The 13040-nt window shown below is 43.8% G+C and carries 12 protein-coding genes; 9 read left to right on the top strand and 3 right to left on the bottom strand.

Translation table 11 applies throughout. The features are described 5' to 3' along the window. Positions 1 to 126 precede the first annotated feature (126 nt). The 5 genes from EPX21_RS13455 to EPX21_RS13435 all read left to right on the top strand — a co-directional run bounded on the left by EPX21_RS13455 (position 127) and on the right by EPX21_RS13435 (position 6272). Positions 127 to 1005: an AraC family transcriptional regulator gene (locus EPX21_RS13455; protein ID WP_134090216.1), complete on the top strand. Its 879-nt coding sequence runs from the start codon at positions 127 to 129 to the stop codon at positions 1003 to 1005. A 284-nt stretch (positions 1006 to 1289) separates the two neighbouring features. Then, entirely contained in the window at positions 1290 to 2204 is a 915-nt protein-coding gene (locus EPX21_RS13450) for a dihydrodipicolinate synthase family protein (protein WP_134090215.1), read from the top strand. A 71-nt stretch (positions 2205 to 2275) separates the two neighbouring features. Further along, on the top strand, positions 2276 to 3769 hold the full coding sequence (locus EPX21_RS13445; protein ID WP_134090214.1) for an aldehyde dehydrogenase (NADP(+)): 1494 nt from the start codon (positions 2276 to 2278) through the stop codon (positions 3767 to 3769). A 101-nt stretch (positions 3770 to 3870) separates the two neighbouring features. Further along, positions 3871 to 4869 carry a 4-hydroxyproline epimerase gene (locus EPX21_RS13440; RefSeq protein ID WP_134090213.1) on the top strand — a complete coding sequence of 333 codons (999 nt, stop codon included), beginning with the start codon at positions 3871 to 3873 and terminating at the stop codon, positions 4867 to 4869. 140 nt (positions 4870 to 5009) lie between these two features. Next, on the top strand, positions 5010 to 6272 hold the full coding sequence (locus EPX21_RS13435) for an FAD-binding oxidoreductase (protein WP_134090212.1): 1263 nt from the start codon (positions 5010 to 5012) through the stop codon (positions 6270 to 6272). A 117-nt stretch (positions 6273 to 6389) separates the two neighbouring features. Here the strand turns inward: EPX21_RS13435 and EPX21_RS13430 are convergent, their stop codons facing one another. The 3 genes from EPX21_RS13430 to EPX21_RS13420 form a co-directional block, all read right to left on the bottom strand. Then, positions 6390 to 6566: a histone H1 gene (locus tag EPX21_RS13430; protein WP_134090211.1), complete on the bottom strand. Its 177-nt coding sequence runs from the start codon at positions 6564 to 6566 to the stop codon at positions 6390 to 6392. A 92-nt stretch (positions 6567 to 6658) separates the two neighbouring features. Further along, positions 6659 to 7336 carry a lipid-binding SYLF domain-containing protein gene (locus EPX21_RS13425; RefSeq protein WP_134090210.1) on the bottom strand — a complete coding sequence of 226 codons (678 nt, stop codon included), beginning with the start codon at positions 7334 to 7336 and terminating at the stop codon, positions 6659 to 6661. Between the two features lie 123 nt (positions 7337 to 7459). After that, on the bottom strand, positions 7460 to 8332 hold the full coding sequence (locus EPX21_RS13420) for an AraC family transcriptional regulator (RefSeq protein ID WP_134090209.1): 873 nt from the start codon (positions 8330 to 8332) through the stop codon (positions 7460 to 7462). 342 nt (positions 8333 to 8674) lie between these two features. On the opposite strand from EPX21_RS13420, the gene EPX21_RS13415 reads away from it, so the two are divergent. From EPX21_RS13415 to EPX21_RS13400, 4 genes are all read left to right on the top strand, one after another. Next, the gene (locus EPX21_RS13415; RefSeq protein ID WP_134090208.1) at positions 8675 to 9832 is read left to right on the top strand and encodes an iron-containing alcohol dehydrogenase; all 1158 of its coding nucleotides are present in this window, start codon (positions 8675 to 8677) and stop codon (positions 9830 to 9832) included. A 68-nt stretch (positions 9833 to 9900) separates the two neighbouring features. Further along, positions 9901 to 10839 carry a dihydrodipicolinate synthase family protein gene (locus tag EPX21_RS13410; RefSeq protein ID WP_134090207.1) on the top strand — a complete coding sequence of 313 codons (939 nt, stop codon included), beginning with the start codon at positions 9901 to 9903 and terminating at the stop codon, positions 10837 to 10839. Then, positions 10832 to 11872: a 4-hydroxythreonine-4-phosphate dehydrogenase PdxA gene (pdxA, locus tag EPX21_RS13405; protein ID WP_134090206.1), complete on the top strand. Its 1041-nt coding sequence runs from the start codon at positions 10832 to 10834 to the stop codon at positions 11870 to 11872. Before EPX21_RS13410 ends, pdxA begins: the two co-directional genes overlap by 8 nt. Beyond that, positions 11869 to 13020, top strand: coding sequence for a four-carbon acid sugar kinase family protein (locus EPX21_RS13400; protein WP_134090205.1), 1152 nt, complete (start codon positions 11869 to 11871; stop codon positions 13018 to 13020). Before pdxA ends, EPX21_RS13400 begins: the two co-directional genes overlap by 4 nt. The last annotated feature ends 20 nt before the right edge of the window (positions 13021 to 13040 follow it).

Raw genomic sequence — 13040 nt, 5'->3', positions numbered from 1 at the left:
CCAAATGCAGGCGTTATTGGCAATCATTTAACGAATAATGACCGTATTTTAACCTATTTTACCTAAAGTCTTGTATTTATGAGTTAATATTAGCAAATTCACATTACCTAATACACCAAACCAGCGATGAAGACACTACAGTTCACCATTCCGGTAGCGCACAACCGAACAGTCATTGTTCAGGAGGATTGCATGCCGCATTTCTACCCGCATCTACATCGTCATCACGAGGCGCAGCTCATGTGGGTATTGGAAGGAAAAGGAACCTTAATTGCAGACAATAGTATGCATCCTTTTCAGGAGAATGACATTTTTCTTTTGGGAGCTAATCAGTCCCATGTTTTCAAAAGCAATGCCGATTATTTTGATGACCACAATCCGAAGCAGGTGAGATCGATTTCGGTGTTTTTTGATCCAAATGGCAATTTAGCCTCCCTGTTTAATTTGCCCGAACTTTATATGCTTCAGAGTTTTGTTAAGGATCACGAAAGAGGCTTTAAGGTGCCAACTTCGTATTTTAAAGAAGTGTCCCGACGTGTTTTAAGGTTGAAAGATGCCAGTCAAATGGACCAGCTCATGCATTTCTTTTATTTATTGCGCACCTTATGCCAGGTATCTAAGCAAGCAACTTCGCTTGCCGGCGGTAAAAACTCGTCTATTTCGGAAAATGAAGGAATCCGTATCGGTTCGATTTACAATTATATAGCCCAAAATTTCACCAAACCAATTACCTTGGAGGAAGTTGCCGATCAGGCTAATTTAACGCCCCAAGCTTTTTGTCGCTATTTTAAGAAGCATACGGGTAATACCTTTGTTGCTTTTCTAAACGAAATGCGTGTGCATGAAGCCTGTAAAAAATTAACACACCATAAATGTGAAAGTATATCCGGCGTAGCGTATAATTGTGGATTTAATAGTATCACTAATTTCAATAGGGTATTTAAAAGTGTAATTGGTAATTCTCCCAAAGAATTTATGACGAATTTCCAAAGAAACATTCAGTAGCGATATATTAACTGCTTTAGCTGTCTGAAGCGATGCCAAGCCAAAGAGCTTGGCAGCCTTATACTTATGCTTTTCTTTGTCTATCTATACAGGTGAAGGCTTTTGTGCAGAAATCGACCTCATGAGAGGAGCGATAAGAAAAATTTGTATGAACAGGAAAAGAGTGAGTGAAGAAGTCAAGACAAAAGGCGTTAATAAAAAAGTTAAAATACGCGTATGATTGATTAATACATGGAAGGATATCTTTAACTGTTCGACTTACTTTTGAAGAAAAAAGAATTATAATGACTAAAGAACTTTGGAAAGGAATTTATCCTGCATTATTAACTCCATTTAAGGAGAACGGGGAAATCGATTTTGATATGTTTGGCAAAAACCTGACGGCGCAACTTGAAGGCGGTGTACATGGTTTGATTTTAGCGGGATCACTTGGTGAAGCGAGTACTTTATCAACACAAGAGAAATACGATTTATTGACATATACCGTTAACTTTGTTGCAGATAAAGCTGTTCCTGTTATTTTGGGTATTGCCGAGCAGGCTACCTCGGAGGCGATAAAGATTGCCAAGAAAGCAGAAGAGTTAGGCGCGGACGGACTTATGGTGTTGCCTCCTATGCGTTATAAGGCGGACGACAGAGAAACCGTTGTTTATTTTACAACGATTGCCAACAGCACGAGCCTTCCTATGATGGTATACAACAATCCAGTCGACTATGGCAACTTGGTTACCCTTGATATGTTCGAACAACTTGCTGACGTACCGAATATTCAAGCGGTTAAAGAGTCTACGCGCGATCTGACGAACATTACACGGATGATTAATCGTTTTGGCGACCGCTTTAAAATTCTTGGTGGGGTTGATACCATTACAACAGAAGCTTTATTGATGGGTGCGGATGGTATTGTTGCCGGATTGGTTGACGCTTACCCTAAGGAAACGGTGGCAATTTACGAGTATGTAAAGGCAGGAGAGATCCAAAAGGCTTTGGAAATATTCCGCTGGTTCTTGCCGCTTTTGGAATTAGATATTCATGCAAAACTAGTACAGTATATTAAGTTAGCGGCCGTTAGCGAAGGCATTAGTAATGAGACCGTCAGAGCGCCTCGTTTGCCTTTGGTAGGTGAAGAACGCGAACGTGTTTTGAAGATCATTGCCGACAGTAAAGTTAACAGACCGAATTTGGAAGTAAATGCGTAATTGAGCAAGCACTTTCATGCCTATTGTGATTGTGGCGATCACGAGGGTTTTATTTTGTTAAGAGGAATTATATGTATACAGAAACATCACAGGAACAAGTAGAGGAATTATTGTATAAAGCAGCAGCAGCGTTTCAATATTTAAAACAGCGGAGTACCGCTGATAGGGCGGCGTTAATGTATGCCATTGCCGACAAGATTGAAGGACTGGGCGATGAGCTTATTGCAGCAGCCATGGAAGAGAGCCGTCTTCCTGAGGCCCGTCTAGTGGGAGAAAAGGCCCGTACGATTTTTCAGTGGCGGAGCTACGCCGATCACATCAAAGAGGGAGCCTGTTTTGAAGCGCGGATTGATACAGCGATTGCGGATAGAACGCCCGCTAAACCAGATCTGAGAAAGATCAAAGTTGGCGTAGGTCCTGTGGTTGTTTTTGGAGCAAGTAATTTCCCTTTTGCATTTTCAACCGGAGGAGGCGATACCGCTAGTGCCATCGCCGCAGGCTGCCCCGTAATCTTAAAAGCCCATCCCGGGCATTTAAAAACCTCTACGTTGATGGCGGAGGCAATTACAAGCGCTATACAGGAAGCCGGTTGGCCCGAAGGCGTATTTTCACATGTGTATGGTAATTCCAATGAGGCTGGGGCTTACCTCGTGCAACATCCCTTGACTAAGTCGGTAGCTTTTACCGGATCCTTCAAAGGAGGTAAAGCCTTGTTCGATTTGGCCAATAGCAGGTTAGAGCCTATACCGGTATTTGCCGAGATGGGAAGTGTAAATCCTGTTTTTGTACTTCCAGCGAAACTTGCAGTGAACCCGCAGGAATTTGCCGGGCAATATTTAGCTTCGCTTACACTGGGCGTGGGCCAATTTTGTACCAATCCAGGCGTTGTCGTGGCATTGAACGGTAAAGATTTAGAAGCTTTTAAGTCGGCTTTAAGCGAAGCTGTATCAGCTTGTCAACCCGCTCCCATGCTTCATGAGGGAATTGCGAAAGCCTATCAAAGCAACAGCGAAAAAATGCTGACGCAATCGGCTGTTGCGGTATTAGGAAAAGCCGCGCAGTCAGCGGCGGAAGGGCAAGGTGCGGCATTACTTGCTGAAACGAATGCCAAAGCTTTGTTAGCGAACGAACAGCTATTGGAAGAGGTTTTCGGCCCTTTCGGTCTAATAGTTACCTGTACCGATAAAGAGGAAATGCTTGCGGTGGCTGAGCAATTAAAAGGTCAGTTAACGATTACGGTAGCGGCTACGGAGGCAGATGCCGTGGAATATGCAGACCTAATCAATGTGTTACAGGATAAGTGTGGACGTCTCTTGTATAACGGCATGCCGACCGGTGTAGAAGTTAGTTTAGCGATGCAACATGGTGGACCTTTCCCGTCGACAACAGATAGTCGGTTTACTTCAGTAGGACCGGATGCCGTTCAGCGGTTTTTGCGTCCTTTATCTTTCCAGAACTGGCCCGACAATTTACTTCCGGACGCTTTAAAAAATGCAAATCCGTTAGGGATTTATCGTACAGTAAATAATCAGCTAACGAAGGAGGCTGTAGGCGGTAAGCTATAAGCAGTAAGCTTTAGGCTGCCGCAATCAGTCGAGGAGAATTAAATAAAAAAGATTTATAGGAGCTGAAAGCTATTAGCTAGCTGAGGACTCAAAGCTGTTATATGAGAAAAACCTTTTTTTGTATAGACGCCCATACCTGTGGTTGTCCGGTACGGCTGGTGGCCGGAGGTGGGCCTTTGCTTGACGGCAACTCCATGATGGAGAGGCGTCTACATTTTATGCGAGAATACGATTGGATTCGGAAGGGACTCATGTTTGAGCCTCGGGGCCATGATATGATGAGCGGAAGTATTCTTTACCCGCCCTGCGATCCGTCGAACGATATCGGTGTACTCTATATTGAAACGAGTGGCTGTTTGCCTATGTGCGGGCACGGCACAATCGGTACGGTTACCATTGCGATTGAGGAAGGCTTGATCGAGCCGAAAACACCCGGAGTATTGCGCTTAGAGACACCGGCAGGCTTGGTGTTGATTGACTATAAACAAGAAGGTAAGAGAGTGAAATCCGTTAAATTCACCAATGTAAAATCCTTTTTGTATGCCGAGGACTTAGAAGTGGAATGCCCCGACTTAGGGCTTATCCGCGTGGACGTATCCTTTGGAGGGAATTTCTATGGCATTATTGATCCACAGGAGAACTTTAAGGATATCAAGGAGTTTTCTGCTGGTCAACTGATTCACTATGGCAAAATAATTCGAAAATTATTAAACGATCGCTATGAATTTGTGCATCCCGAAAACAGTAATATTTTCGGCTTAAGCCATATACAGTGGACGGGGAGCGTTTTAGACGCCGCATCAAGCGGCAGAAATGCGGTGCTTGTAGGAGAGAATGCGTTGGATAGATCGCCCTGCGGCACCGGTACATCTGCGCGGATGGCTCAGTGGTATGCCAAAGGAAAATTAAAGAAGGGCGATCAATTTATACATGAAAGCTATATAGGATCCAAGTTTCTCGGAACGATTGAGGAAGAAACAACGGTAAACGGAAAACCTGCCATCATACCCGGAGTGGAAGGGTGGGCGTTAATTACAGGATATAATCATATTATCATTGACGATGAAGATCCTTATGCCTTCGGTTTTCAGGTGATATAAAAAAGTAAAAAGTAAAAATTCAAAAGTCAAAAAGTCTGTCTCCCGTAGGGATTGTAAAATTCAAAAGTAAAAATTCAAAAGTCGAAAGCGGCCGGCAACTGGGCACCGGCAACCGGCAACTGAAAAAACGACAATAACACATGAATCAAGAAAATAAAGGGAGTGTACTGATTATAGGCGGCGGTATTGCAGGACTATGTTCGGCCTATTACTTACTAAAAGACGGCTGGAAAGTAACGCTCTTAGACAGTGGCGACTTGAAAGACAATTGTTCTTATGGAAATGCGGGGATGTTGGTGCCAAGTCACTTTACACCGCTCGCAGCACCAGGTATTGTGGCACAGGGCATAAAATGGATGTTCAATAGTAAGAGTCCGTTTTATGTAAAGCCAAGCTTAAGTGCCAATCTGATCTCTTGGGGCCTCAAATTTATTAAACACGCCAATGCCACGCATGTCGAGCGGTCGGCGCCGAGTATCCGTGATCTGAATCTGTTGAGTAGCAATCTGTATGATGAGATCGCCAAGGCGGACGATTTTGCATTCGAATTACAACATAAAGGAATTCTTATGCTATACAAAACCGAGAAGATGGCAGAAGAAGAGGTTCATTTGGCTGAAACGGCAAAATCGTTGGGGCTGGACGTAGAAGCCTTGTCCAGAAACCAAGTACAGCAATTAGAGCCTCATGCCAAGCTAGATGTGCTGGGCGCAGTGCATTACCGTTGTGATGGTCATCTCTATCCGCAGGCATTGATGGCGCAACTGATTGCTTATATAAAACAAAAAGGGGCAATCATTCACGAGCATACGGCGGTAACCGGATTTGAGGCCAAGCAAGGTAAATTAGAGGCCGTTATTGCAGGTAGTAAAAAGTTTAGTGCCGATAAATTCGTGATGACCGGCGGAGCCTGGTTGCCCGATATTGCGAAAAAGGCGGGACTTCGTATTCCGCTTATGCCCGGGAAAGGCTATTCTTTTATGTACAAGCCATCCGAGCACCGATTGGAGCACCCCTCGTTATTAGTGGAGGCAAGGGTTGCGGTAACCCCCATGAATGGGTATATTCGTTTTGGTGGAACCATGGAGCTGGCGGCCTTAAACAATAAAGTCAACATGAATCGGGTGCAAGGTATAGTGGACGCCATTCCGCATTACTATCCTGAGCTGAACGTGGATATGCCTGCCAAGAAAGACGTGTGGTTCGGTTTTCGGCCTTGCTCGCCTGACGGCTTGCCCTACCTGGGGTATAGCAAACAACTGAAAAACCTGATTGTTGCGGGTGGTGGTGGCATGATGGGGCTTAGCTTGGGGCCGGCTTATGGCAAGGTAGTGAGCGAATTGGCAAAGGAACAGCAAACTTCAGCAGATGTATCCTTGTTCTCGCCCGAGCGCTTTGCTTAACTTCGGTTTTTTGGCAGGATGCACGTCCGTCCATAACCTGCATTTAAGTTTATTATATATCAATCATAAAAAAAGCCTGTTTATAAAATTACAGGCTTTTTTTTCGTTTCGAGCGATTTATTTAGCATTTTTCTTTTCCGTTACTTCGTTACGGATATCTTGGGCTAATGCTTTCGTTTTTTGTAAGGCGCCTCTTAGTCTAGTACCAGCGGCCTTGTTTCCTTTTTCGTAGAATGCCTGTGCATCTTTTTCCGCCGTAGCGATTAGTTCTTTTAGTTCAGAGAATTTTTCCATAATACTTATAAATTTTTATGGGTTTATAAAATTAAGTTAATGATGTTGCTAAACTACGTTTTTTTATCAAAAAGCAATAAGCTTTTTAAATTTTATTTGCTTGATAAGGCACTTCTTAGCGTTTTTACCGCGCTACTGTTATCACTTGCACTGCTAAATAGCTTTTGTGTATCGGCATCGGCACCATAGTAATTACTGTTGGATGTTTTATCGAATGCGATATTAGAGCCATTGATACTGATACCTGCAAAAAGCCCCTTGCTTCTCGAATAGGAATAGACTTCTGCGTCCAATTTATAATCGGTGTTTGCACTGGTACTGCGACCAACAGGGCCTGCCGCGGCCGACAGATCGCCACCGATCGTGAAATCACCATTTTTAGCGTCGGTTAACGCTTCTTTATGCTTGAATAAAAGCACCAAATCGACTGCCTGGACGCCTGCCTGGAAGCCGATACTGCCTCCCGTAATCGTTACGAATACCGGGTCGCTCCATGTTCCGGAAGCCAGTTTTACCATCGCCACGCCCCTTCCTCGTTTTCCGCCAATACCAAAACCGGCATTGATCATCTTCGGAATAATCACCATGCCCTCGGCATCTTGCAGTATAGAGGCCGGGATACTTTCCTTCATCTTTTTGAAGTCTTCGAATACCCTTGCTGCTTTCTGGATACGGTCGGCCTCTTTATCTACCGTATATGAGGAGCAAAACAAGCATATTAAGCCCAACAAAATTGGAGCGATTGTCCATTTCTTACTAGTTGATTTCATACCTATACTAACGATTGCGCCGCAAAAATAGTGTTTGTAAGTATCAGGTTTTACCTTATAAAGTTTATATTTTAAATTTTACCTGCCTGCGATAGGTAGGCTTATCGCCTACTGACTACCGCTTTATCGCGAAAGATGAACACGCTTATATTCTAATGGAGTTACCCCTTTTTGTTTCTTAAAATGCCGATAAAAATTGGAAACATTATTGAATCCACATTCAAAGCAAATTACTTCAGTCGGTAAGATGTTTTCAATCAATAAACGGCAGGCATGGCTAACGCGGATCTCAATTAAAAAATCATAATAACTTTTTCTGGTCATCATCTTAAAGTAGCGGCAAAAGGAGGTAACGCTGAGATTGCTGATGGCTGCTATCTCTTTTAATGTGATTTCCGATTTATAATTACTGAAGGTATAGGTATACACTTTATTTAAGCGAATTGTGTCTGCTTCATTGGGAGAGGTAAAGGCATGGTATTTATTGGTTATCAATCTGTATTCATCGCTTTCTGCTAGGGTTTTTAGAATCGCCAACAACAAAATTATGCGTTCGAGGTTTTCGGCATACGTGCATTCATACATGAGTTGTGCGACCTTTTTTTGGGTTTCGCCATAAAAAATCATTCCGCTTTTGGCTTTTTCATATAATCTAGGAATCAAATAAGCCTCCGGAATATTAATCCAATCTTTTCCTAAACAATCGGGCAAAAATTGCATAACAATAGCTTCGATGTTCAAGTCCGGGTCTTGCTGAAAATACTCTTCGCGACAGCGCCAGGCATGCGGCAAGTTCTCCCCCAATAAAATGATTTCTCCGGATGAAAAATTGTCAATATGGTCGCCTATGAATCGTACACCTTCCCCCTTGATATTATAGTGCAGTTCCAATTCAGGATGGTAATGCCAAACATTACCAAAATTGGGCATAATATCATGGTTGATGCTAAAGGAGCTCTCCGATTTGATAGGAACTTTTTTTAAACGAGGTTTCATAGTTATATGTTTAAGCGGAAAGCCACTGCTCAAAACGAAGTCTTTAACCGTTTAGCTTACGTTAAGGAATCGTTGCTTTAAAGGCTCTACCGAAATTTGGTTAGTTCGCATGCTTCTTATAGCATGATTTCCTCAAAAGTAATAGGTTTAAAATTTCTATGCAAATATTGTACAGGATGAGGGGAAAATTGTACAACAAAGTGGTTTTAACGAGCGCTATCTTTGAGTCTCAATTATAGCGAGCATACCTCACTAAATAAAAACAAAACAGTGGCTAACGCCATTTAGGGTCGAGCGATCGGCTCCGTATCGGCGTATAGAAAGACTGACAATGGTGGTTTAATGATGACAGTAATACGAGATATAAGTATCGATCTTCCAAGTAAGATCCATTTTGGAAGTGGCAGCATGGATAAAATGATAGCTGAAGTCGGATCTTTAGGTTTAAAGAAGGTGTTGGTTGTCACGATAAAACCTTTGTTCGGCAGGCTTCAGACCTTAATCAATAAATTGGAACAAGCCGGTACCGGAGTTTTACTGAATACGTCGATTGACCAAGAGCCGACCTTTCTTGATATGGATCAACTTATACAAGCCTACGCCAACAAAGGGGTAGATGGTGTGATAGGCGTTGGCGGCGGTAGCGTGCTCGATGTCGCCAAACTGGCGGCCGTACAATTGGCGAGTGATCAAAAGTTGGAAGAAATTGTTGGGAAAGACCTCATTCGAGGGCGCAATATTAAACTTATTTGTGTCCCCACTACTTCCGGTACCGGCAGTGAAGCTTCCCCCAACGCTATACTCATCGATCCGGTAGATCACCAAAAAAAAGGGATTATTAGCCCTTTTTTGATGCCTGATTTAGTGTGCGTTGATCCCAGTTTGACGAGCAGTGTACCTCCGGCTATAACCGCTGCGACCGGCCTTGATGCATTGACCCATTGTTTGGAAGCCTATACCAACAAATTCGCGCATCCATTTATCGATACCTATGCTCTTCAGGGGGTGAAACTCATTGCCGCGAACCTTAGGCCGGCTGTGGAGAAAGGGGATGATGCCTTTGCACGCGCACAGGTGGCTCTAGGCAGCCTGTTTGGAGGCTTTTGCCTTGGGCCGGTGAATACTGCCGGCGTGCATGCATTGGCCTATCCGTTGGGGACGACCTTTCATGTTGCACATGGTCTGTCCAATGCCCTGCTTTTGCCTCATGTCATGGCGTTTAACATTCCGGCCGCGCCTGCGCGGTATCGAGATATAGCTTTGGCATTGGGCTGTGAAAAATCCACTGACGATGTAAAGACAGCCTTTGCAGGTGTTGAAAAGATTAAGCAGCTAATAGAAGTTTGTAAGCTTCCGACTAGATTGAGGGATCTAGCTATTCCAGCCGATTCGATTCCGCAAATGGCGGAGGATGCTATGAAAATAACCAGATTATTAGTTAACAATCCAAGGGAAATTACCATACAAGATGCCATTTCTATTTATCAAGAGGCATTTTAGTGCAAAAAGCTTGTCTATCAAGATGTGGGAAGTCGAGGATAGACGTAAACAAAACAAATGATTCACAGATGAAAACAAAAAAGAAATATCATGGTACCATTGTTCCCTTAGTTACGCCGATTAATACCAATTATCAACTGGACCGAGAAGCGGTTGCCCGGATTTTAGAAAATTTAAGACAATTTAACGCATCTCCTTTTATTTTGGGTACGACAGGCGAGTCTGCATTGCTCACCAGTCAATTAAAGCAAGAGTATCTGGAGACTGTTGCCAGCATTCGATCTACCGAACATAAACTCTACGTAGGCATATCGTCCAATTCAATGAAGGAAACGATCGAGTTTTCAAAACGGTGCTTTGAGTTTGGAGCGGACGCGGTAGTGGCTACCTTGCCTTTTTATTATAAACTGTCTGAACACGAGATTAAAAAGTATTTTCTTCAATTAGCGGATCATATTGCTGGCCCCATGGTTATTTATAATATACCGGCTACAACACATATGTCTATTCCGCTTCCTTTATTGGACGAATTGAGTTTACATGAAAATATTGTGGCGACGAAAGATTCAGAGCGTTCAGAAGAACGCCTTCAGGAATCCTTGGCACGTTGGGCCGATCGGTCCGACTTCAGCCATCTACTCGGCTGGGCAGCGAAATCGGCTTATGGCCTTTTGCATGGCAGCGATGGTTTGGTACCTAGCACCGGTAATTTGGCACCTTCTATCTATGACGGTTTATCGCAGGCTGTTGCAGAGGGATCAGAAGGAAAAGCGTATTATTATCAGCGTCAATCGGATTTATTGGGTAACCTTTACCAAACAGGGAGAACATTAGGCGAATCGCTCTGGGCTTTGAAAGTATTAATGCAGTCTGTTGGTTTATGTGAGCCACATGTAATGCCTCCGCTGCAGGGTGCCTCTTCAGAAGAGGTGCATGTCTTGAAGGAGTCATTTCAGCAACTTGTGAAAGACGAAGGAATAAAACTGAATATTTACAATCATGCCTAAAAAGCCAATCATCGGAATTACTATGGGCGACCCGGCTAGTATTGGGCCGGAAATCGCTGTGAAGGCCATGCTTTCGAAACCGCTTTATGATATATGTCGGCCGATACTGATTGGAAATGCAAATGTATTTCAGCATATCATAGAAGCCTTGGCGCTCCCTGCTTCCGTAAACCCTATAAAGCGAATAGAAGAAGCTCAATTTGTCGTTGGGCAACTCGATGTCTACGATCTGGGCCCGGCGGATTTAGATGCCATTCATTTCGGACAAATATCGATTGCGGCGGGAGATGCAGCCTTCCAGTCGGTAAAAAAGGCGATTGACTTGGCAATGGAGGGCGCGATTGATGCAACGGTTACCGGGCCCATTAATAAAAAATCGATCAGCGAAGCGGGGCATCCGTATCCCGGACATACTGAAATTTATGCCCATTACACCAATACAAAAAAATATGCAATGTTGCTGGTGGAAGAAAAAATGCGGGTTATTCATGTTTCAACCCATGTTTCATTGCGAGAAGCTTGTGATTTAGTAAAGAAAGAAAGGATCTTAGAAGTTATCGAGTTGTTACAGGGAGGTCTAAGGAGCTTGGGCGTAAAGAATTTAAAGATTGGCGTAGCGGGCCTAAATCCCCATGCAGGCGATTCAGGCCTGTTTGGTACGGAAGACGCATTGGAAATAGCGCCTGCCGTAGCAGCTGCCTGTCAATTAGGCTACGATGTAGAAGGACCTGTTCCGGCCGATACCCTCTTCTCTAAAGCAGCCACGGGCTACTACGGGGGGATTGTGGCGATGTATCACGATCAAGGACATATCCCTTTCAAACTGACCGGTTTCAAATGGAATGCTGAAAAGCAGCAAATGGACAGCGTAAAAGGGGTGAATATAACGATGGGTTTGCCGATTATTCGTACGTCGGTTGACCATGGAACGGCCTTCGAAATAGCGGGAAAAGGAGTTGCCAGTCACGATGCCATGTTACTGGCCATTGAAGCTGCCACGCAGTTAGCACTAAACAAGATTTACGGCATATGATTATTGTAATTGCAGACGATCTGACCGGAGCTGCCGAACTAGGAGGTATCGGCTTACGTTATAACCTGCGAGTAGAAATTGCGAATCAAATAGGCGTCGCTTTTTCCACGGAGACCGATCTGCTGGTAATCAATATCAACACCCGCTCTATGATAGAAGCGGCTATGGAACAGCTCAGTCGTGCATTAAAATGGATAGAACAGCTGCCTTACTCGTTTTTATTTAAAAAGGTCGATTCCGTATTGAGAGGACACGTAACGGCAGAAATAAATATGCAGCTTGTTAACACGCACATGAAACGAGCTTTATTGCTTCCTGCAAATCCGCGTTTAGGACGAATAATCAAAAATGGGAAATACTATGTACAAGGCCAGGAAATACATGAAACACACTTCTCAAAAGATCCTGAATTTCCGATAAAGAACGCAGATGTGTTGCACATGTTGGGGGCAGGGGAAGAGGTACAGGTAATGGCATGGCGTGATATTTTTCCGGAAGAAGGCATTGTTGTGGGAGAAGTGCTCACCGAAGAGGACGTAGAGAAATGGATACAGCTTGTGCCGGATGATGTGTTGCTTGCGGGCGGATCTTCGGCCTTCATTGCTTTTTTAACACAGAAGATAGCGGGACAAGGTTTCCAAAAAGAGGATGCGAGCGATACCTTTTCTGGGTTTAATCGGCCTTGTTTATACGTTTGTGGTAGCAATTATGAGAAGAGCGTACAGCGTGTACAGGCTTGGCGAATGGCTAATGAACCGGTATGTTATCTTCCTATTGTTCAACCCGGAGAAAAAATGAACGGGCAATTGCTGAATAACTGGATAGAACGTGTAAAGGCTGCGATCGCTTGTCACCAAAAAGCAATAGTCGCCTTTGATAACGAGGGACTGAGGGGCCTAAGCTTAACTCCCTGTTTCTTAAGAGAGCAAATGGCCCAGGCGGTTCACAATTTATTGAACGAAGTTTTCGTTCGCGAGCTTGTGATAGAAGGCGGCGCAACCGCGGACGCTATCTTAGCACAGCGGCACATTACTCAATTAAAGCCCTTAGAAGAATTAGGTCCAGGGGTAATTCGCTGCAATATGCATAAAGATCCAGAAATATGGATAACTTTAAAGCCGGGTAGTTATTCTTGGTTTATACTGTAATATACCAATATACTAACTGA

Origin of the sequence: Olivibacter sp. XZL3 (genome assembly GCF_004368405.1) — a bacterium.
Lineage (GTDB): Bacteria > Bacteroidota > Bacteroidia > Sphingobacteriales > Sphingobacteriaceae > Olivibacter.
This window is presented reverse-complemented; position numbering and strand designations above follow the sequence as displayed.